This is a genomic window from Rhodovulum marinum, assembly GCF_004343075.1.
Classification (GTDB): Bacteria; Pseudomonadota; Alphaproteobacteria; order Rhodobacterales; family Rhodobacteraceae; genus Rhodovulum; species Rhodovulum marinum.
This window is the reverse complement of sequence record NZ_SLXP01000002.1, coordinates 116746-136597: the sequence shown is the minus strand read 5'-3', so window position 1 is coordinate 136597 and position 19852 is coordinate 116746. Positions and strand designations below refer to the sequence as shown.

General features: G+C 68.3%; 17 protein-coding genes. 3 read left to right on the top strand and 14 right to left on the bottom strand.

All coding sequences use genetic code 11. The annotated features are described in order from the left end of the window. Positions 1-17: 17 nt before the first annotated feature. From EV662_RS03740 to EV662_RS03715, 6 genes are all read right to left on the bottom strand, one after another. The gene (locus EV662_RS03740) at positions 18-239 is read right to left on the bottom strand and encodes a formate dehydrogenase subunit delta (protein ID WP_132460805.1); all 222 of its coding nucleotides are present in this window, start codon (positions 237-239) and stop codon (positions 18-20) included. Then, on the bottom strand, positions 229-1050 hold the full coding sequence (gene fdhD / locus EV662_RS03735; RefSeq protein WP_132460804.1) for a formate dehydrogenase accessory sulfurtransferase FdhD: 822 nt from the start codon (positions 1048-1050) through the stop codon (positions 229-231). Before fdhD ends, EV662_RS03740 begins: the two co-directional genes overlap by 11 nt. After that, entirely contained in the window at positions 1047-3917 is a 2871-nt protein-coding gene (gene fdhF, locus EV662_RS03730; protein WP_132460803.1) for a formate dehydrogenase subunit alpha, read from the bottom strand. The genes fdhD and fdhF overlap by 4 nt, the downstream gene beginning before the upstream one ends. Then, positions 3914-5422 (bottom strand): NADH-ubiquinone oxidoreductase-F iron-sulfur binding region domain-containing protein, encoded by a 1509-nt coding sequence (locus EV662_RS03725; RefSeq protein WP_132461226.1) that lies wholly within the window; start codon positions 5420-5422, stop codon positions 3914-3916. The genes fdhF and EV662_RS03725 overlap by 4 nt, the downstream gene beginning before the upstream one ends. A gap of 2 nt (positions 5423-5424) precedes the next feature. Further along, complete coding sequence (locus EV662_RS03720; RefSeq protein ID WP_132460802.1) at positions 5425-5901, bottom strand: formate dehydrogenase subunit gamma; 477 nt, start codon at positions 5899-5901, stop codon at positions 5425-5427. Positions 5902-5986: 85 nt separating this feature from the next. After that, positions 5987-6871, bottom strand: coding sequence for a LysR family transcriptional regulator (locus EV662_RS03715; RefSeq protein ID WP_132460801.1), 885 nt, complete (start codon positions 6869-6871; stop codon positions 5987-5989). Positions 6872-7188: 317 nt separating this feature from the next. On the opposite strand from EV662_RS03715, the gene EV662_RS03710 reads away from it, so the two are divergent. Next, positions 7189-8937, top strand: coding sequence for a type I secretion system permease/ATPase (locus tag EV662_RS03710; RefSeq protein WP_132460800.1), 1749 nt, complete (start codon positions 7189-7191; stop codon positions 8935-8937). Further along, the gene (locus tag EV662_RS03705; protein ID WP_132460799.1) at positions 8934-10286 is read left to right on the top strand and encodes an HlyD family type I secretion periplasmic adaptor subunit; all 1353 of its coding nucleotides are present in this window, start codon (positions 8934-8936) and stop codon (positions 10284-10286) included. The genes EV662_RS03710 and EV662_RS03705 overlap by 4 nt, the downstream gene beginning before the upstream one ends. 292 nt (positions 10287-10578) lie before the next feature. Here the strand turns inward: EV662_RS03705 and EV662_RS03700 are convergent, their stop codons facing one another. The 3 genes from EV662_RS03700 to EV662_RS03690 all read right to left on the bottom strand — a co-directional run bounded on the left by EV662_RS03700 (position 10579) and on the right by EV662_RS03690 (position 13150). After that, positions 10579-11622 carry a cytochrome-c peroxidase gene (locus EV662_RS03700; RefSeq protein ID WP_132460798.1) on the bottom strand — a complete coding sequence of 348 codons (1044 nt, stop codon included), beginning with the start codon at positions 11620-11622 and terminating at the stop codon, positions 10579-10581. Positions 11623-11828: 206 nt separating this feature from the next. Continuing rightward, positions 11829-12467: a hypothetical protein gene (locus tag EV662_RS03695; RefSeq protein ID WP_132460797.1), complete on the bottom strand. Its 639-nt coding sequence runs from the start codon at positions 12465-12467 to the stop codon at positions 11829-11831. A gap of 53 nt (positions 12468-12520) precedes the next feature. Further along, positions 12521-13150, bottom strand: a complete 630-nt coding sequence (locus EV662_RS03690; RefSeq protein ID WP_132460796.1) for a hypothetical protein — start codon at positions 13148-13150, stop codon at positions 12521-12523. Positions 13151-13363: 213 nt separating this feature from the next. Here EV662_RS03690 and EV662_RS03685 point away from each other — a divergent pair, with 213 nt between their 5' ends. Further along, on the top strand, positions 13364-14824 hold the full coding sequence (locus tag EV662_RS03685) for a caspase family protein (protein ID WP_132460795.1): 1461 nt from the start codon (positions 13364-13366) through the stop codon (positions 14822-14824). Positions 14825-14836: 12 nt separating this feature from the next. Here the strand turns inward: EV662_RS03685 and EV662_RS19825 are convergent, their stop codons facing one another. From EV662_RS19825 to EV662_RS03660, 5 genes are all read right to left on the bottom strand, one after another. Continuing rightward, positions 14837-15559 (bottom strand): OmpA family protein, encoded by a 723-nt coding sequence (locus EV662_RS19825; RefSeq protein ID WP_243695761.1) that lies wholly within the window; start codon positions 15557-15559, stop codon positions 14837-14839. An 80-nt stretch (positions 15560-15639) separates the two neighbouring features. Next, positions 15640-16491 (bottom strand): ABC transporter permease, encoded by an 852-nt coding sequence (locus EV662_RS03675; RefSeq protein WP_132460794.1) that lies wholly within the window; start codon positions 16489-16491, stop codon positions 15640-15642. A 4-nt stretch (positions 16492-16495) separates the two neighbouring features. Next, positions 16496-17353 (bottom strand): ABC transporter permease, encoded by an 858-nt coding sequence (locus EV662_RS03670; RefSeq protein ID WP_132460793.1) that lies wholly within the window; start codon positions 17351-17353, stop codon positions 16496-16498. After that, positions 17350-18444 (bottom strand): ABC transporter ATP-binding protein, encoded by a 1095-nt coding sequence (locus EV662_RS03665; protein WP_132460792.1) that lies wholly within the window; start codon positions 18442-18444, stop codon positions 17350-17352. The genes EV662_RS03670 and EV662_RS03665 overlap by 4 nt, the downstream gene beginning before the upstream one ends. Before the next feature lie 60 nt (positions 18445-18504). After that, on the bottom strand, positions 18505-19575 hold the full coding sequence (locus tag EV662_RS03660) for an extracellular solute-binding protein (RefSeq protein ID WP_132460791.1): 1071 nt from the start codon (positions 19573-19575) through the stop codon (positions 18505-18507). Positions 19576-19852 lie beyond the last annotated feature (277 nt).

Sequence of the window (19852 nt, the reverse complement as noted above, 5' to 3'; positions counted from 1 at the left end):
CCGGCCCGCAGGGCCGGTCACGCGGCCTCGGGCTTGCGGATGCGTCCGGCGGCGGCGGCCACGCGCGGCGACAGGTCGGGCGCACCGGCCTCGACAAGGTCCAGCAGGTGCGCCCGCATCCGCGGGTCCCAGAAGGCGTCGATATGATCGGCGATGGCCGCCACCGCCGCGTCCTCGGGCAGGCGCGCGAAAGCGGTGGCGATCTGGTTGGCCATGTAGACCAGTTTCTCAGGCGTCATGGGGAACCTCCTTCAAGGCGATCCGGTCGGGATGGGTGTGAATGTCGAAGCTTTCGCCACGGGCGCGGGCGATCAGCGTCAGGCCCGCCGCCTCGGCCGCGGCGACGGCGCGCGTGGTGGGGGCGGAAACGGCGGCCAGGACCGGCGCGCGGGCCAGGACGGCCTTTTGCACCAGTTCGATCGAGACGCGGCTGGTCATCACGATCACGCCGCCCGCCGCATCGCGGCCGATCCGGGCCAGCGCCCCGATCAGCTTGTCCAGCGCGTTGTGCCGGCCCACGTCCTCGCGCGCGGCGACCAGCCCCTCGGCCGGGGTCCAGAACCCCGCGGCATGCACCGCGCGGGTGGCATCGTGCAGCGCCTGCGCGCCGCGCAGCGCGGCCATGGCCCGGCCGATGTCCCCCGGCGCAAGGCGCAGCGCATCGCCGGGCAGCCGGGGCAGGGGCCGCGCCGCGGCCTCCAGGCTGTCGATGCCGCAAAGACCACAGCCCACCGGCCCCGCCATCGACCGGCGCCGTTCCATCAGCCGCGCGCCAAGGCCCGGGGCCAGCCACATCCGCATCTCGATGCCCTGGGCATGGTCCACCCGCTCGATCCGCTCGATCTGGGGTGGCGTGTCCACGATCCCCTCGGACAGCGAAAAGCCCAGCGCGAAATCGTTCAGCTCCGTGGGGCTGGCCAGCATCACCGCCTGCGTGGTGCCGTCATAGGACAGCGCCACCGGCACCTCTTCGGCCAGCGTGCGGCCGACCCGTTCCGGCCCCGCCGGGCCGACGGCCAGCGCCGTGGTTCTGGCGCTCCCGCCGGTCATTCCGCCGCCGGCAGGATGCGCCGGGCGGCGCGCGCCCGCTCGGCATAGCTCAGTTGCCAGTCGGACGGGCCGTTGGTCAGCGCCACCTGCACCGCCGTCACCTTGTATTCCGGGCAGTTCGTGGCCCAGTCGGAATAGTCCGAGGTCACCACGTTGGCCTGCGTCTCGGGGTGGTGGAAGGTGGTATAGACCACGCCGGGGCTGACGCGATCCGACAGCGTCGCCCTCAGCGTCGTCTCGCCCGAGCGCGAGGCGAGGCGCACCCAGTCGCCCTCGGAAATGCCGCGGGTTTCGGCGTCATGCGGGTGGATTTCCAGCACGTCCTCGGCATGCCAGACGGTGTTTCCCGTCCGCCGTGTCTGGGCGCCCACGTTGTATTGCGACAGGATCCGCCCCGTGGTCAGCAACAGCGGGTAGCGCGGCCCGGTGCGTTCGTCGGTCGGCACGTAATCGGTGACCACGAACAGCCCCTTGCCGCGCACGAACCCGCCCTCGTGCATCACCGGCGTGCCCCTGGGCGCGGCGTCGTTGCAGGGCCATTGCACCGACCCCTCGGCCTCCAGCAGGTCATAGCTGACCCCGGCGAAGCTGGGCGTGGTGGCGGCGATTTCCGCCATGATTTCGGCGGGGTGCGCATAGGTCCAGCCCGCGCCCATGGCGTTCGCCAAGTGTTGTGTGACTTCCCAGTCGGCCAGCCCGTTCAGCGGCGCCATCACGCGGCGCACGCGGTTGATGCGGCGTTCGGCATTGGTGAACGTCCCGTCCTTTTCCAGGAAGGTGGAGCCGGGCAGGAACACGTGGGCGTAGTTCGCGGTTTCGTTCAGGAACAGGTCGTGGACCACGACGCAATCCATCGCCGCCAGCCCCGAGGCCACGTGTTTCGTATCGGGGTCCGATTGCAGGATGTCCTCGCCCTGGATGTAGATGCCCTTGAACGTGCCGCCGACGGCGGCGTCCAGCATGTTGGGGATGCGCAGCCCCGGTTCGTCCGAGATCGTCACGTTCCACAGCTTTTCGTACAGGCCCCGCGCCGCATCGTCATGGACGTGGCGGTAGCCCGGCAATTCGTGCGGGAAACTTCCCATGTCGCAGGACCCCTGCACGTTGTTCTGGCCGCGCAGCGGGTTCACGCCCACGCCGGGACGCCCGATATTGCCGGTCGCCATGGCGAGGTTGGCGATGGCCATCACGGTGGTCGAACCCTGCGAATGTTCGGTCACGCCCAGCCCGTAATAGATCGCCGCGTTGCCGCCGGTGGCGTAAAGCCGGGCGGCCTTGCGGACCTCCTCGGCCGGAACCCCGGTCAGCGCCTCGGTCGCCTCGGGGCTGTGGCGGTCTTCGGCGACGAAGCCGGCCCAGTCCTGGTAGGCGTCCATCTCGCAGCGCTCGCGGATGAAATCGTCATACGTCAGCCCCTCGGCCACGATCACATGCGCCATCGCCGTCAGCAGCGCCACGTTCGTGCCGGGGCGCAGCGGCAGGTGGTGCGCGGCGCGCACATGCGGACCCCGCACCAGGTCGATCCGGCGCGGATCGGCCACGATCAGTTGCGCGCCCTGGCGCAGCCGCTTCTTGAGGCGGCTGGCGAAAACCGGGTGCCCGTCGGTCGGGTTCGCGCCGATGATCAGGACGACATCCGCGTGCTCGACACTGTCGAAATCCTGCGTCCCGGCCGAGGTTCCGAGCGTGGTTTTCAGCCCGTATCCCGTGGGCGAATGGCAGACCCGCGCGCAGGTATCGACGTTGTTGTTGCCGAAGACCTGGCGGATCAGCTTTTGCACCAGGAAGGTTTCCTCGTTGGTGCAGCGCGACGAGGTGATGCCGCCGATGGCGCGCACGCCGTGTTTTTCCTGGATGCCGCGGAATTTCCGGGCGGTGAACTCGAACGCCTCTTCCCAGGTGACTTCGCGCCAAGGCTGGTCGATCGATTCGCGGATCATCGGGTTCAGGATGCGGTCGGGATGGGTGGCATAGCCATAGGCGAAGCGGCCCTTGACGCAGCTATGCCCGCGGTTCGCCTTGCCGTCCTTGGACGGCACCATGCGCACCAGCTGGTCGCCCTTCATCTCGGCCCGGAAGCTGCACCCCACGCCGCAATAGGCGCAGGTGGTGACCACGGCGCGGTCGGGTGTGCCCATCTCGATGACCGATTTTTCCTGAAGTGTTGCCGTGGGGCAGGCCTGCACGCAGGCACCGCAACTGACGCAATCCGAGCCCAGGAAATCGTCGTGCCCGGTGGAAATCCGCGCCTCGAAGCCGCGGCCGTCGACGGTCAGGGCGAAGGTGCCCTGCACCTCTTCGCAGGCCCGGACGCAGCGGTAGCAGGCGATGCATTTCGACGGGTCGTAAGTGAAATAGGGGTTGGACGCGTCCTTTTCGATGTAGCGCGGGTTCGCCTCGCCGTTCTGGCGCGTCTCGAAATGGTTCGCGCCCGCCTCGTAGCGCACGTCGCGCAGGCCCACGGCACCCGCCATGTCCTGCAACTGGCAGTCGCCGTTGGCGGCACAGGTCAGGCAATCCAGCGGGTGGTCGGAGATATAAAGCTCCATCACGCCGCGGCGCAGCTTGGCGACCTTGGGCGTCTGGGTGTGGACCTGCATGCCGTCTGCGACCGGCGTAGTGCAGGAGGCCGGCGTGCCGCGGCGGCCCTCGATCTCGACCAGGCACAGCCGGCAGGACCCGATGGGTTCCACACTGTCCGTGGCGCAAAGCTTGGGGATCTCGATGCCCAGTTCCGCGGCGGCGCGCATGACGGATGTGCCCTCGGGTACCGTCACCTCGAACCCGTCGATGGTCAGCGTCACGGTCTTGTCCGAGCGGCGGGCAGGTGTTCCGAAATCGGGGTCGGGGATGATGAAATCCTTCATTCCGCGGCCTCTTGTCTGGGGGTGAAATCCTCGGGGAAATACTTGAGCGCGCTTTCGACCGGGTAGGGCGTGAAGCCCCCCAGCGCGCAGAGCGAGCCGTCGCGCATGGTCTCGCACAGGTCGGCCAGGATCGCGGGCGCGGCCGGGTCGCCCGCGAGGATGCGGTCGATGGTTTCCATGCCGCGCACCGCGCCGATGCGGCACGGCGTGCAGGTGCCACAGCTTTCGACCGCGCAGAATTCCATCGCGAAGCGCGCCATCGCGCCCATGTCGGCGGTGTCGTCGAACACCACGATGCCCGCATGCCCGATCAGCCCGCCCGCGGCGTCGCATTCTTCATAGCCGAGCGGCGTGTCGAACAGCGTAACCGGGAAATAGGCCCCCAGCGGCCCGCCGATCTGCACTGCCTTGACCGGGCGCCCCGAGGCCGTGCCGCCGCAGATATCGTGGATCAACTCGCCGATGGTCATGCCGAACGCCGCCTCGAACAGCCCGCCGTGCTTGACGTTGCCCGCCACCTGCAGCGGCACCGTGCCCAGCGACCGGCCCAGCCCGAAGGATTTGTAATGCGCCGCGCCCTCGGCCAGGATCACCGGAACCGAGGCCAGCGAGATCACGTTGTTGATGACCGTGGGCCGGGCCATGAACCCCTTGTGCGCCGGCAGGGGCGGTTTCGCGCGCACCGTGCCGCGCTTGCCCTCCATCGAGTTCAGCAGCGCGGTTTCCTCGCCGCAGACGTAGGAGCCCGCGCCGACGCGCAGCTCGATGTCGAAGCTCTCGCTCAGCAGGCAAGCTTCGCGCGCCATCTCAAGGGCGTCGCCGAAGGTCCTGATTGCATGTGGATATTCCGAGCGGCAGTAGACGAAGCCCCGGGTCGCGCCGACCGCCAGCCCGGCGATTGCCATGCCCTCGATCAGGCAGAACGGGTCGCCCTCCATCAGCATGCGGTCGGCGAAGGTGCCGCTGTCGCCCTCGTCGGCATTGCAGACGATGTATTTCTGCGGCCCCTCGGCCTGGAGGACCGTGTTCCACTTGATCCCCGTGGGGAATCCCGCGCCGCCCCGGCCGCGCAAGCCGGACTCGGTCACTTCGGCTACGATCTGTTCGGGCGCCATCCCGCGGGCCCGTTCCAGCCCGGCCATCCCGCCATGGGCGCGATAGGCGTTCAGGTCCAGCGGGTCGATCACCCCGCAGCGGGCGAAGGTCAGCCGCGTCTGGCGGGCGAAGAAGGGAATGTCTTCCACGGGGCCAAGCGCCTTGGCGTGATCGGTGAAATCGCTTTCGAACAGGGATTTTACGTCGGATACCTCAAGCGGACCAAAGCCGTGGCGCAGGCCGTCCTGCTCGATCTCCAGCAGGGGTTCCAGCCAGACCATCCCGCGCGAGCCGGTGCGCACCAGCCGCAACTCGATCCCGCGCGCCGCGGCCTCGGCGGTCAGGGCGGCGGCGATATCGTCGGCACCCAGGGCCAGGGCCGCGGCATCCTTGGGCAGGTAGAGGGTCAGGCTCATCCCACCACCTCGCGCGCCATCCGTTCCAGCCGGTCGGCGGTGGCCCGCGCCACCGGCGTTTCATCCACCAGCGCGGCGGGCCCGCAGGCGCAAAGGCCCAGGCAGTAAACCGGTTCCAGCGTCACCGCGCCGTCCTGGGTGGTGCCGTGCCAGTCGACACCCAGCCGGGTGCGCAGGTCGTCGCCCAGCCGCGCCGCGCCCATCGCCTGGCAGGCCTCGGCCCGGCAGACCTTGAGCGTGCGGCGCCCGCCGGGTTCGGTGCGGAAGTCGGGATAAAAGCTGATGACGCCGTGGATTTCGGCGACGCTCAGGTCCAGTTCCTCGGCGATCGGCGCCAGCGCCTCGCGCGGGATGTGGCCCAGCGCATGTTGCACCGCGTGCAGCACCGGCAAAAGTGGTCCGTCCAGATGGGCATGGGCGGCCGCGATCTCTCGCGCCCGCTGGGCGGTGGGTGAAATCTCAGCCTCGGCCATCGCGCTCCCCCCTTGGCATGCCATAGTGTGCCAAAGCGCGGGGTGGCCGATCAATCCTGCGTATTCGTCGGTCGATAGAAGATTTCTATCGAAACGCCGCTCGTCGCGCGGCGTCGATCAGCGCGTTCAAAACCGGCGTATGAGGCTCGCGATGCGGCACGACGAGGCCCACCTGGTGTTCCGCCTCGGGTGCGGTCAGCGGCAGCGCGACCAGTCCGCCACCGTCAAGGAAGGGCGCGGCGCTGCGCCGGGGCAGGATCGTGGCCCAGCCGCCCGACTGGACATGCGCGATCAACGTGATGATCGAATTCGACTCCAGCCGGGGCTCGGCCGTCGCGCCCGCCTCGGCCATGTGCCGGTCAACGATACGCCGGTTCTGCATGTCGGGCGTCAGCAGGCACAGCGGCAGGCCGGCGGCCTCGGCCCAGGTCAACGCGCCGCGCGCGGCCAGCGGATCGTCGGCGCGGACCAACAGGTTGTAATGCTCGGCATAAAGCGGAAGCGCGGTGACCCGGCCCAGCGGTTCGTTGTCGAGATAGGTCAGGCCCGCGTCGATCTGCAGGTCGTCCAGCATCTGCAGGATCTCGGCCGAGGTGCGCGAGAGCACCGTTACGCGGATCTTGGGATGGCGCGCGGCCAGCGGTTCGGTCAGTACGCTGACCGCGGCCAGCGCGGTGGGGATCGCTGCGATCCGCAAATCGCCCGACAACCCCGCCTTGACCGCGCGCATCTCCTCGCGCAGCGCGCGGGTGTCGGCAACGATGGTGCGGGCGCGTTCCAGCACCCGCGCCCCCTCGGGCGTCAGCCCGCCATAGCGCGAACCACGCCAGACCAGCATCACGCCCAGCTGTTCCTCCAGCTGCTTGATGCCCGCCGACAGGGTGGGCTGGGTCACGCCGCAGGCCTCGGCGGCGCGGCCGAAATGCCGCTCGCGCGCCAGCGCGATGAACATTTCCAGCTTGTCTATCATGCACAATCCCTCCCGGGGGGCAGGATTGCACCGCGACCCGGGGACAGGCAACGCCGTTTCGTGCGCGGGCGGCGGCGGTTTCCGGCCAGCGCGCCACGCCGCGCTTGAATTCCGGTGCGGAAACCGCTTTGTGTGGCCCAGCCATGGCGCGAGCCTGGGACGCGCGCCGGAAGACGGTCCCGCAGGGGAAGCGAGACAAGGACACCGATGAACCGCCTGATCGGATTGCCGTGCGCCTGCGCGTCCGCCCGCCGCAACGCCGATGCCGCCGCGTGTCACCGCGGCCCTCGTTTTCCCGCCTGCCGGAGGCCGCCGCGATGAGCAGCGACAAGACCAAAACCGATTTCACCTTGGCGCGTGCCCGCAGCCTGGGGCTTATTTGGTGGGTTGCGGTTTTCAGCCTTTTCACCAACGCGCTGATGCTGACCGGCCCGCTGTTCATGCTGCAGGTTTACGACCGTGTTCTGGGCTCGCGGTCGGAAGAGACCCTGGTTGCGTTGTTCATCCTGGTCGCGGCGCTGTACTTTTTCTATTGGCTGCTGGATTTCGCCCGCGGCCGGGTGATGGCGCGGATCGGGGCGCGGCTTCAGGCGGTGTTCGGGCGGCGCATCTTTACCGCGGTGGTCGAACGCACGGCGCTCAGGGGCGGGCAGGGGCCGGGGGGGACCGCGCTTCAGGACCTGGAGGCGGTGCGCAACATGTTCGGCTCGCCCGTGTTGCTGGCCTTTTTCGATCTGCCCTGGACGCCGCTTTTCCTGGCCGCGATCTTCATCTTCCACCCGCTGCTGGGATACATGGCGCTGGCCGGGGCCGCGCTTTTGATCGCGGTCACGCTGATCAACCGCGTCACCACGAAAAAGGGGCTTGAGGGGGCCAACCGTCTGAGCCATGCCGCCCAGCGCCTGGCGCGCCAGACCGAGGAGGGCGGCGCACTGGTCTGGTCGCAGGGCATGGCCCCGGTGATGGCCGAGCGCTGGGCGCGGCTGCAGGACGAGGCCAGCGCCAAGGGGCTGGGGGCGAGCGACCGCACGGGCACGTTCAGTTCCTTTTCGCGCTCGTTCCGGTTCTTCCTGCAATCGGGCATGCTTGCCCTGGGCGCCTGGCTGGTGCTGCAACAGGAACTGACGCCGGGGGCGATGATCGCGGGTTCGATCATGCTGGGTCGGGCGCTTGCCCCGGTGGAACAGGTGCTGGGCCAGTGGCCCGCGATCCAGCGCGCCTGGACCGGCTGGCGCGAGCTTAAGGCGTTTTTAAAGGCACTGCCCCCGCGCGAGCGTCCGACCGAACTGCCGCAACCGGCGGCGCGGCTGTCCTTGTCGAACGTGGCGCTGCGCACATCGGCCAGCACGCCGCCGATCCTGTATGGCATCAGCTTCGAGCTGGAACCGGGCGTGGCGTTGGGCGTGATCGGCAAGAGCGGGGCGGGCAAGACCAGCCTGGCGCGGCTGATCCAGGGGCTGGTGCCCGCCACCGCCGGCGAGATCCGGCTGGACGGCGCGACGCTGGATCAATACGGCCCCGAAAGGCTGGGCCGGCATGTCGGCTGTCTGCCGCAAGAGGTGCGGTTCTTCGACGGCACCGTGGCCGAGAACATCGCCCACATGGCGCTGGACCCCGACCCCAAGCGGGTGGTCGAGGCCGCGCGGCTGGCACGCGTGCATGAAATCGTGCTGCGCCTGCCCAAGGGGTACGACACGCCGCTGGTCGAGGGGGGCGGGCTGTTGTCGGGCGGCCAGCGCCAGCGGCTGGCGCTGGCGCGCGCGCTGTATCACGATCCGGTCCTGCTGGTGCTGGACGAGCCGAACTCGGCGCTCGATGCCGAAGGGTCCGAAGCGTTGAACGCGGTGGTCACCGACATGAAGAAATCCGGCAAATCGGTGATCATCATGACCCACAGGCCCTCGGCGATCGCGGTGTGCGACCGTCTGCTGGTGATCGACAAAGGCCTGCAAAAGGCGCTTGGCCCGCGGGACGAGGTCGTGCGGTCGCAGATGAAGAATGCCGGCGAGGTGCAACGCTCCATCGGGGCGGTGCGGGGTGTGACCGTACAGGGGGCGGGCGCATGAGGTGGCCCCGCTTGCCCCTTGGCCGCCGCCAGACGCCCCCGCCCGCGCCGCCCGCGGGCAAGCTGCCCAGCGCGCGCTTGCCGATGGCCGTGGGCATCCTGGCGATCCTGTTGCTGGTCGGCGGGCTGGGCTTTTGGTCGGTCGCGACCAATATCGCCGGTGCCGTCGTCACCTCGGGCACCGTCAAGGTCGAGAGCGAACGCCAGGTCGTGCAGCATCCCGATGGCGGCGTGGTGGGCGAGATCCTGGCCAAGGATGGCGACACGGTCGAGGCGGGCCAGGTGGTGCTGCGGCTGGACGGAACCTTCCTGCGCTCTGAACTGGCCATCGTCGAACGCCAGATGCTGGAGATCGAGGTGCGCAAGGCACGCCTGGTCGCCGAGCGCGACGGGCTCGAGACGCTGGAAATCGACGAGATCACCGGTTTCGACAATCTCGACCCCGAGTGGATCGCGGGCCAGGTCGAGGGCCAGAAAAGCCTGTTCGCCGCGCGTCGTGCGGCGCTGGCGCAGGAACTGGACCAGATCGAAGAGCAGAAGATCCAGATCGACAACCAGATCGAGGGCACCCAGGCGCAGATCGCGGCGCTGCGCAAACAGCTGGGCCTTGTGGAACGCGAGCTGACCGACAAGGAAACGCTTTATGCGCAGAACCTGGTGCCGGTGGGCCAGGTGCTGGCGCTGCAGCGCGACGAGGCGGGGCTCGAGGGCGATATCGGGCGGCTGACCTCGCAGATCGCGGAAAGCCGGGCGCGCATCTCGGAACTGGCCGTGCAGGCACTGCGCCTGGTCGACAGCCGCCGCGAGGATGCGATCACCCAGCTGCGCGACCTGCAATATGGCGAGATCGAGCTGGAGGAACGCCGCCTGAGCCTGATCGAACAGCTGTCGCGGCTCGACGTGCGCAGCCCGGCCGACGGGGTGATCTTCGGCTCGTCCGTGTTCGCGGTGCGCGCGGTGGTCCAGCCCGCCGAACCGATGATGTATGTGGTTCCCGGCGGCCAGCCCCTGCTGGTCTCGGCGCGGATCGACCCGGTGGATATCGACCAGGTCTATCCCGGCCAGGACGTGTCGCTGCGGCTGACCACCTATGACAGCCGGACCACGCCCGAACTGTCCGGCGAAGTGCTGCGCGTTTCGGCCGACGCGCTGCAGGACCAGGCGACGCAGCAGACCTATTACGAGGCGGTGATCCTGCCCGACACCAGCGCGCTGGCCGACCTGCCCGGTGTGGAACTGTTGCCCGGCATGCCGGTCGAGGCGTTCCTGCGCACCCAGGACCGCACGCCCCTGTCCTACCTGACCCGCCCGATCCGCGTCTATTTCGGCCGTTCCTTCCGCGAAGAATGAAGACGCCGGCGGCGACCTGCCTGTTTCCCTTGTCTCTCAGGTCGCGTCGGCGCAGGGCAGAGGCGCCACTGAAAACCTCGATGTCCGGTGTCGAGGCCCGGACCGCCGGACGGCAGGGCGTCGAGCAGGGCGGACTGACGGTCGAAAGAGCACATGCGCCCCGGGGCATGGCCGGGGGCGGGGTGCACCCGGCACGGGGGCGAATGCCGGTGCGGCACGCGGGGACGGTTCCATGAAAACGGGGCCGGCGATGGCGGCCGGCCCCGGTATGGTCTTGCTGCGGTTCCCGTGTTCAGTGCTCGTGCACCATGATGTCGGGCCGCGGCGTGGTGGCGGTTTCGGCCGGCAGCACGGGCAGCGTCACCTCGGGCACCTCGCCGGTCAGGCTTTCGAGGAAGGCCACGATCTTGTCGGCTTCCTCGTCGCTGACCTCTTCGCCCAGCTGGGCGATGCCCATGACCTGCACGGCCACCTTCAGATCCCAGACCTTGCCCGAATGGAAGTAGGGCGCGGTTTCCGCGATGTTGCGCAAGGGCGCGGCGCGGAAGACGTATTCGTCATAGGCGGTTTCGGTGACGGCAAACCGGCCCTTGTCGTTTTCGGGCAGGATGTCGCCGCCGGGTTTTTCCACCAGGCCGAACGGGTAATAGCCGTTGCCACCCAGGTTCACGCCGTTGTGGCAGGTGGTGCAGCCCTTATCGACGAAGAGTTCCAGCCCCTCTTTCTGGATATCGGTCAGCGCCATGTCGTCGCCGTTCAGGAAGGCGTCGAAGGGCGAGGGCGTGATCAGCGTGGCCTCGAAGGCCTCGATCGCGCGGGCCATGTTGTCGAAGGTCACCGCGTCGGCCTCATCGGGGAAGGCGGCCGAGAACCAGTCCTGGTAGGCCTGCATGGATTTCAGCGTGGCCACCACGTTGTCGGGGGTGTTGGCCATCTCGACGCCGGCCTGCACCGGGCCCTTGGCCTGCGCCTTGAGGTCTTCGGCCCGGCCATCCCAGAACTGCGCCTCGTTCAGCACCGCGTTCAGCACGGTGGGCGAGTTGCGCGGTCCCTTTTGCCAGCCATGGCCGACCGAGGTTTCCATGTTGTCGTCGCCGCCGGTGGTCAGGTTGTGGCACGAGTAGCACGAGAACACCCCCGAGGCCGACAGCCGCGGGTCGAAGAACAGCGCCTTGCCCAGTTCGATCTTCTCGGGCGTGATGCGGTTGTCCGCGATCTGCGGGATGGTCGAGGGCAGCGGCTCGAAATAATCAAGCGCCATCTCCCGAAGTTCGGAGGCCGCGGCAGGCACCGCCATCGCGGTGGTCAAAAGCGCAGTTGCGAGAAGACGTTTCATGGGTAACACCGTTTTTCCAAGGTTCACGCGTCCGTGAAACCTTAGAATCCTTCCAAATGGGCGCTTTGACCTGAATCAAGTCAGAATGAAAATACGAGTCCTTCATTCGTATTTTTTGCAAGCGATCGCCCACGATGACGGGTCTTTTCTGCCAAGCCCCCGGAATCGAACGGGATTGCGACAGTTCGTCCGCGCCCTGGCCGGGGTCAGACCGAGCGCAGCAAGACCTTGGTCGAGCCGATGGCCGCCGCGATCCGCTGGTAATGAACCTGGCGCCGTGCTGATCCCTCTGCCGCGCGCAACAGCTGTGTTTCGGCTTCCTGCAGGATGCCGGACGCCTGCCGGTTCAGCCGTGCCAGCCCGTCGCGGCGTACCGGCGTCAGCGCGCGTGGCGAGGTCGTCCCACCGATCCGCACCCGGCCGCGCGGCAGGTCGGGGGCGGCATTGGCCTCGGCCAGGCGGCGCAGGTCGGCCGCGGCGGTGCCGATGATCTGTCCGACCTGTCGATAATCGGGGCCGGGCAGGGCGCGAGCCACGCGCTCGAACTGGGCTGCGAGACAGTCGATCACGTATTCCCGCTGGGCGATCCCGGCGCAGAATTCACGCCCGGCCTCGATCCGCCGGAGGATGCGGTCGGTATTCGCGGTCGAGAACGCAGAGGTTGCGCCCGGCACCGCGGGGGCCGCCCCCTGCGCCCGGACCTGCACAAGGTCGGGGGCATATGTCGCCGGCGCCGGTTTTGCGGCGGTATAGGGCAGGGCGGCGGCCTGCGCATGGGCCGGGGCGGAAAGCGCGACAAGCGCGGCCAGCGCGGCCGTGCAAGGGGCGTTTCGGAACTGGGTCATGGTCGCCGGTCCTCCTGGTGTCGATGTCTCGGGCGGCTGGGTCATCCGCCATATTACAGCGCGCGCAGCAGGACCTTGGTCGAGCCGATGGCCGCCGCGATCCGCTGGTAGTGGGCCCGGCGCCGGTCGGACCGTTCGGCCGCGCGCAACAGTACGGTTTCGGCCTCTTCCACGATCTCTGCGGCGGCCGCGTTCAGCCGGTTCACCGCCGTGCTGCGCACCGGGGTCAGCGGTGGCGTCGCGGCACCGCCCGGCCGTTTCAGCCGCGCGCGCGGCAACCGCGGGTCGGCATTGGCCCCCGCCAGCGCGCCCAGGCCGCGCGCGGCCTCCGCGACGGCCGATTTCGCGGCCTCGTAATCGCCGCGCGGCATTTTTTCGGCGATCCGGCCGTATTCTTCCGACAGACAGTCGATGACATATTCCACGCGTGGGCTGCGGATGCAGAAATCCCGGGCCTCGGACAGGTCGCGGACGATCAGGCCCGTAACACCGTCCGAGAGGCTGCCCCGCGGCAAGCCCGGGGGCGCCGGGTAGAATTCAGGCGTCACGAAGCCGGAGTCCCCGCCATTCGCGGACCGCGTGCCCTGCTGATCCCGCGGGGTACTGACACCCTGGGCCTCGGCCGACAGCGCCGCGGCACACCCCATCAGTGCGATCAGCGGGACAAGGGCACGGCGGGTCATCGGGCCTCCTGGGACGGGCACGGCGCGGGGGAGGGGGTGGCCAACCAACCCCGAGAGATCGACAGCGACGCGCCACCCGGCATGCGAACGGATCCCCCCCTTGCACAGGACCAGCCTAGCACGATCCGCGCCCTTCGGCCAATCGACGGTCCGGTTCAGCGGCGCGCGGATTTCGGCTAACATGGCACCCAGGCAAACGGTCGGGGGAGTTCGATGCGCATCCTGTGGCTGGCAATCGCCATCCTCTTCGCCGCCGTCCCGGCGCGCGCCGCCGACCGCGTGGCGCTGGTGGTTGGCGTGGCCGATTACGCGACGATCCCGCGGCTCAAGAACACGGTGAACGACGCCACCGCGCTGGCAGAGGCGCTGGCCGGTATCGGATTCGATGTCCGAACGGTTGTGAACCCCGGCGCCGCCGATCTGCGCGCGGTGCTTGATCGTTTTGCCTTCCAGGCCGAAACGGCCGACCTGGCGCTGATCTATTTCGCGGGCCACGGGGTCGAGGTGCAGGGCAGGAATTTCCTGATCCCGGCCGATGCGGCGGTGCGCTCGAACCGGGATATCCAGACCCAGGCGGTCTCGCTCGACGATTTCCTGCGCGCGGTGGACCGGGCGCGGCGAATGCGGATCGTGATCCTGGATTCCTGCCGCGACAACCCGTTCGGCGACCTGATCGACATGGATACGCCGCTTGCCGCCGGGCAGGCGGGGCTGGCGCCGCCCTCGCCCGAACGCGGCACGCTGGTGGCCTATGCCGCGCGCGACGGGCAGGTGGCGCTGGACGGCGAGGGCCGCAACAGCCCCTTTGCGCTGGCGCTGATCGACAGGCTGACCCGGCCCGGGCTGGAAATATCGCTGATGTTCCGGCAGGTGCGCGATCAGGTGCTGGCGCGAACGGGCAACCGGCAGGAGCCGCATACCTACGGCGCCCTGCCGGGCGCGCCGTTCTACCTGGCCGGTCCCGGCGCCGCCGGGGACCGGCTGGACGCCGCCAATCGCCCCGTCGCGTGGTCCAGCCTGCGCCCCGACCAGGAATTACAACTGGCCGGCCTCGCCGAAGAGGGAGACACCCGGTCGATCCTGGGGCTGGCCTACATGCGGCTGAACCCCGAGGCGGCGCGGTTCGACCCCGCCGATGCCGCCCGGCTGTTCGCGCGCGCGGCCGAGGCGGGCTCGCCCGAGGCGCAGTTCGAACTGGCCAAGCTTTACGAGACCGGCTTGGGCGTGCCGCAGGACGAGGCGCGGGCGCTGGACCTTTACCGGCAGGCGGCGGCGCAGGATTTCGCCGATGCGCTGAACGACCTTGCCTTCATGTATTACCAGGGCGGGCTGGGCCTGCCGCGCGACCCGCAGCGCGCGCTGGGGTTTTTCCAGCGTGCCGCCGAACAGCGTCACCCGCAGGCGATGTTCAACTATGCCGCGCTGATCGACGACGGGCTGGTCCCGGGCAAGGGGGCCGAGGCGGCGGCGGGGTATCTTTACGGTGCCTTGCGGTCGGGCAGCGAGGATGTCTTGCAGATCCTGACAGAGCGGCCGACCATGTTCAAACCCGACACGCGCCGGGCGTTGCAGGCGCTGCTGCGCGAACATGATTTCTATGCAGGCGCCATTGACGGCGATTTCGGACCGGGCACGCAACGCGGGTTGCGCGCGGCCTATGGGCTGGAGGAATAGGCGCGGCCGGGTTCAGCCGATCGCCTGGAATTCCACCCGGCGGTTCGCCTCGGCGTCCGGGTCGGCAGTATCGAGCAGGAAGCGTTCGCCCATGCCCACCGCCTCCAGCCGGGCCGGGTCGATGCCGCATTCGGTGACGAAATAGCCCCGCACCGCCTCGGCGCGGTCCTCCGACAGGCGCTGGTTGTAACTGTCGCTGCCCGAGGCGTCGGTATGGCCGACGATGCGGAACTGGCGGATGTCGCTGGCCTTCATCACGCGGCACAGCTGTTCCAGGCGCGGCTTTTGCGCGGGCACCAGCGCGGCGGAGTTTACGGCGAATTCGATGCGGACATTGACCTGCAATTCGGGGGCGAACTGGCCGAACACGGGACGGGTTGCGGCAGGCGGCGGCGCGGCGGCGATCATGGCCTCGGGCGCGGTGGGCGCCGGGACGCGCTGCGGCACCAGCTGGCGCGTCAGAGGTGCCTGGGCGCCTTGCCGGGAGGGCGCGGCGCGCAACGCCGGCGTGGGGGCGGGCCGGGCAGGTTCGGCCCGGGGCGCGGCACCGGCCCCCAGCGGCACCAGCGTCACCCCGCGCGCCCGGCCCGTGCCGCTTTCCGCGGCCGCGCGAAAGGCGTCGCGCTGCGCTTCGAACAGGCGCAGCAACTCGGCATCACTGACCTGCTGGGCCGCGGCGGGCAGGCCGGCCGTGCCGATCGCAAGGCCCAGCACCATTCCAAGAATTCCGCGCATCGCCATCCCCCCGAACCCATCCAGTCCCGCGATCACCCTACGGCATAGCGCGGCATGGATCAATTCGCGCAGCGGGCGCGTCAGCCCCGCCGCTGGAACGCGATCATCACCAGCGCCAGGAGCGACGAGCCCAGCATCAGCAAGAGCGACACGGCGTTCAGAAGCGGGGTCGAGCCCTCTTTCAGCCGGTCGAACATCGCGATGGTCAGCGGCGCGTCCGAGCCCACCAGCATCAGCGTCGTGTTGAAATTCTCGAAGCTCATCAGGAAGGCCACGACGAAGGCCCCGATCATCGCGGGCGCGAGGTAGGGTAACGTCACGGTGCGCACCGCGGTCAGCCGGCTTGCGCCGAGGTTCAGCGCGGCCTCTTCCAGCGAACGGTCGAATTTTTGCAGCCGCGCGGCGATCACCAGCGTGGAAATCGTCGCGATGAACGAGAACTGGCCCAGGATCACCAGCGTCAGACCGGGGCGCAGCGCCTCGATATCCCATTCGGCGATGTCCCAGGCGCCGTTCGCGATACGCGAGGAAAACACCAGGATCGAGATGCCCAGAACGATGCCCGGGATCACCAGCGGCAACAGCATGAAGACGTAAAGGATGCCTTGGCCCGGAAAGCGGTAGCGGTTGAACAGGAACGCGTTCGACAGGCCCACGCCCACCGACAGGATCGACACGCAGACCGCCACGAAGGCCGAGGTGCCGATGGCCCGCAGGATGGGCCGTTCGTGAAAAACGCCGATCACCGGGCGTTCCTCGCCGAAGAACCAGCCCCAGGTGAATCCCTCCCACGGCAGCGAGGGGAACTGGCTGTCGTTGAAGGCGAAGACCGCGACGACGACCAGCGGCAGCGCGAGGAACACGAAGAAAGTGACCACGTAGGCGGTGTAGGCGGCGGTCAGCAGGCGGGGCTGAGGGATCGTGGGGATCATCGGTTCACCCCATCGTCCGTTCCAGCGTATGCCCGGTCAGCCGCAGCATCCCCCAGACGATCAGCGATGACAGCAGCAACAGCAGGAAGCCGAAGGCCGCGCCGAGTTCCCAGTTGAAGCGCACGATGAACTGCGAATAGATCAACTCGGTGAACCACAGGCTGTCCTTGCCGCCCAGCATGGTGGGCGTCAGGTAGTTGCCCAGGGACAGCATGAACACCACGATACAGCCCGAGACGATGCCGGGCGTGGCGTGCGGAATGACGATTTCCCGCATCACGCTGACATTGGTGCCGCCCAAATCATAGCCCGCCTCGATCACCTCGTCGGGCAGGCTTTCCAGCGTGGTGACCAGCGGCACCACCATGAACAGCATCGAGGTATAGACCAGCCCCACCATGATCGCGGCGTCGTTATACAGCATCTCGACCGGCTGATCGGCCAGCCCCGCCCATTGCAGAAGGGTGGAAATCAGCCCGGTTTCCCGCAGCAGGATCATCCACCCGAAGGTGCGCACCAGTTCCGACACCCAGAACGGCACGAGGCACAACAGGAACAGCGCCGAGCGTGTGCGCCCGCGGGCCATCTTGGCGATGTAGTAGGAAACGGGGAAGGCGATCAGCAGGGTTATGAGCGTGGCCAGCATCGCCATGATCGCGGTGCGCGCAAAGGTCCGCAGGTAAAGCGGTTCTGTCAGGAAAGTCAGGTAGTTGGCGGGGCTAATGCGGTATTCGCCCACCCCCACACGTTCCCTCAGCGACACCAGGAACATGTCGATATGCGGGATCACGATCAGCAGCGACAGCCACAGCAAAAGCGGCGTCAGCAGCAGGATCAGCCCGATCCGCGCCTCGGCCTTCATGGCGTCCCCGCAAAGCAGTTGCCCTGGTCGCCCGCCCAGCCGATATGCACCTCGGCGCCCCGGGCCAGGTCGGCGAACTCGCCCGACTGGGGCAGGTTCACCTCGATCTCTTCGCGGCCGGCCTGCACCAGCACCCGGCTTGCCGCGCCGTTGAAAAGAAGCGCGGTCACCCGCCCCGACATCCGGTTGTCGAAATGCGCCAGTTCCCCCGCGCTGCGGGTCAGGCGGATCGCCTCGGGGCGGACGAAAATCTCGGCCCGGCCGCCCGGGGACAACGCCCGGCCGTGGCGTGCGCCGCGCAGGGTCAGCCCGCTGTCGGTGACCAACTGCAGCGCGTCGCCCTCGACCCGCTCGATCCGCCCGTGCCAGCGGTTGGTATCGCCCACGAACCCCGCGACGAAGGCGGTTTCGGGGCGATAATACAATTCGCGCCCGGTGCCCATCTGTTCGAACCGGCCCTGGTTCATCACCGCGATCCGGTCCGACATCACCAGCGCCTCGGACTGGTCATGTGTGATGTAGACGAAGGTGGTATCAAAGGCCGCCTGCATCTCCTTCAGTTCGACCTTCATCCGTTCGCGCAGCTTCAGGTCCAGCGCGCCCAGGGGTTCGTCCAGCAGCAGCACGTCGGGTTCCAGCACCATGCAGCGGGCAATCGCCACGCGCTGTTTCTGGCCGCCCGACAGCTCGTCGATCTTGCGCGCGCCGATCCCCGGCAGGCCGATCCGGTCCAGCGCCGCGTCGACCTTGCGGGCGATCTCGGCCTTGGCCATGCCCTGCCGGCGCAGGCCATAGCCGATGTTTTCCGCGATGGTCATCATCGGGAACAGGGCGAGGTGCTGGAACACCATGTTCACCGGTCGCTTGTTCGGCGGCGTGTTCAGGATCGAGCGGCCGCGGATCAGGATGTCGCCCGCGTCCGGGTCCAGGAAACCCGCGATCACTCGCATGATCGTGGTCTTGCCGCAGCCCGAGGGGCCGAGGATCGAGAAGAACGAGCCCGGCGGCACGTCGAAGGACACCGCATCTACGGCGGTCGCCGTGCCGAACCGCTTGGTCAGGCCCGTGCATTCGAGGTCAGGAAGTGTCATGGGACTCCCGGTCGAAGGGCGGCACCCGGGGGCGGTCCCCCGGATGCCGCGCTCCTGTCGTCAGTTGGCGGCCTTCACGCGGTCCAGAACGCCGCCCTCGATGGCCTCGAGCCCCGCGGGCACCGGCGGGTACCACTTGATGTTGTCCAGCGCCTCGGGCGGGAAGCTGGCCTGGTAGCGCGCCTTGAGGTCGTCGGCGGCGTATTCGTCGGCGCCCTTGGACGCGGTGAAGTTGCCGGCGGCCTCGGTGATCATGGCGGCGATCTCGGGGCGCATCACGAAGTTGATCCATTCATAGGCCACGTCATCGGCCTTGCCCTTGGCGGGCAGCACGAAGGTATCGACCCAGCCCAGCGCGCCCGAGGCGGGCGCCACGAAGGTGATGTCGGGGTTGTCGGCGTTCAGCTTCCAGCCGCCGGTGTCCCATGCCATCGAGGCCACGACCTCGCCCGAGCGAACGAGGTTCATCAACTCGTCGCCACCGCTCCAGTAGGTCTTCACGCCGGGCTTGCACTCGATCAGCTTGGCCTCGACCTTGTCCATGATCTCGGTATAGGCGGCCTCGTCGCCATAGGCGGCGAACGGGTCTTCGCCCATCGCGAAGGCGAAACCGATCAGCGTGGGCCGTTTCAGCCGGTAGGACACCTTGCCCGCCACCTCGGGTGCGCAGAGATCGGTGTAATCCTTGACGCCCGGCGCCGCGGCGGTGTTCACCACCAGGCCGCTGGTGCCCCAGACATGCGGCACGCCGTAGATTTCGCCGCCCACAGTGGTGTTGGCCTTGGTCGCCTCGAGCATCGAGGGGATGAACAGCGAGGTGTCGATTTTCGACAGGTCGATCGGCTTGTAGATGCCGAATTCCTCCTGCGGGCCGGCGATGCGGTCCTGGCTGGGCTGGGCGAGGTCGAAGCCGCCGCCGCCGGTGGCGCGCAGCTTGGCGATCATTTCCTCGTTGTTGGACAAGGTCACCTCGACCGTGTGGCCGGTCTCTTCCTCGAACTTGGCGACCACGTTCTCGGGCGCATAACCCCCCCAGGTCAGCAGGCGCAGCGTGTCGGCCGAGGCCGGCACGGCAAGGACCGCGAGGGTCAAGGCAAAGGTGGACGAAGCAACCGCTTTGCGTTGTGTCATGGGTATCCCTGTCGGATTGTTTTGCAATTTCGCGCCCTCAATCTGGGCCGCGGCGCGCGGGTCGTCAATTTCTTTCCGGCCGGAAAACGCGGTTTACGGGGCTGCCGGGCTGGCGCGGCGGGGCCGCGGGCAGGGGTCGAAACCGCCGGAATCGGCAATATGAATTCCATATGAATCGCATATGAATTCCATATGACTTTTATCGGACCCCGGCCGCGCGCCCCGGCCCCCGGTCGACGCCCGATTCCCTGTTGTCGGCCCGCCGCAAACTGCCAGA

Excerpts from the sequence above, each read along its gene's own strand:
- EV662_RS03740 (WP_132460805.1), bottom strand. The coding sequence starts at position 239 with ATGACGCCTGAGAAACTGGTCTACATGGCCAACCAGATCGCCACCGCT.
- fdhD (WP_132460804.1), bottom strand. The coding sequence starts at position 1,050 with ATGACCGGCGGGAGCGCCAGAACCACGGCGCTGGCCGTCGGCCCGGCG.
- fdhF (WP_132460803.1), bottom strand. The coding sequence starts at position 3,917 with ATGAAGGATTTCATCATCCCCGACCCCGATTTCGGAACACCTGCCCGC.
- EV662_RS03720 (WP_132460802.1), bottom strand. The coding sequence starts at position 5,901 with ATGGCCGAGGCTGAGATTTCACCCACCGCCCAGCGGGCGCGAGAGATC.
- EV662_RS03715 (WP_132460801.1), bottom strand. The coding sequence starts at position 6,871 with ATGATAGACAAGCTGGAAATGTTCATCGCGCTGGCGCGCGAGCGGCAT.
- EV662_RS03710 (WP_132460800.1), top strand. The coding sequence starts at position 7,189 with ATGAGCAGCGACAAGACCAAAACCGATTTCACCTTGGCGCGTGCCCGC.
- EV662_RS03705 (WP_132460799.1), top strand. The coding sequence starts at position 8,934 with ATGAGGTGGCCCCGCTTGCCCCTTGGCCGCCGCCAGACGCCCCCGCCC.
- EV662_RS03700 (WP_132460798.1), bottom strand. The coding sequence starts at position 11,622 with ATGAAACGTCTTCTCGCAACTGCGCTTTTGACCACCGCGATGGCGGTG.
- EV662_RS03695 (WP_132460797.1), bottom strand. The coding sequence starts at position 12,467 with ATGACCCAGTTCCGAAACGCCCCTTGCACGGCCGCGCTGGCCGCGCTT.
- EV662_RS03690 (WP_132460796.1), bottom strand. The coding sequence starts at position 13,150 with ATGACCCGCCGTGCCCTTGTCCCGCTGATCGCACTGATGGGGTGTGCC.
- EV662_RS03685 (WP_132460795.1), top strand. The coding sequence starts at position 13,364 with ATGCGCATCCTGTGGCTGGCAATCGCCATCCTCTTCGCCGCCGTCCCG.
- EV662_RS19825 (WP_243695761.1), bottom strand. The coding sequence starts at position 15,559 with ATGCGCGGAATTCTTGGAATGGTGCTGGGCCTTGCGATCGGCACGGCC.
- EV662_RS03675 (WP_132460794.1), bottom strand. The coding sequence starts at position 16,491 with ATGATCCCCACGATCCCTCAGCCCCGCCTGCTGACCGCCGCCTACACC.
- EV662_RS03670 (WP_132460793.1), bottom strand. The coding sequence starts at position 17,353 with ATGAAGGCCGAGGCGCGGATCGGGCTGATCCTGCTGCTGACGCCGCTT.
- EV662_RS03665 (WP_132460792.1), bottom strand. The coding sequence starts at position 18,444 with ATGACACTTCCTGACCTCGAATGCACGGGCCTGACCAAGCGGTTCGGC.
- EV662_RS03660 (WP_132460791.1), bottom strand. The coding sequence starts at position 19,575 with ATGACACAACGCAAAGCGGTTGCTTCGTCCACCTTTGCCTTGACCCTC.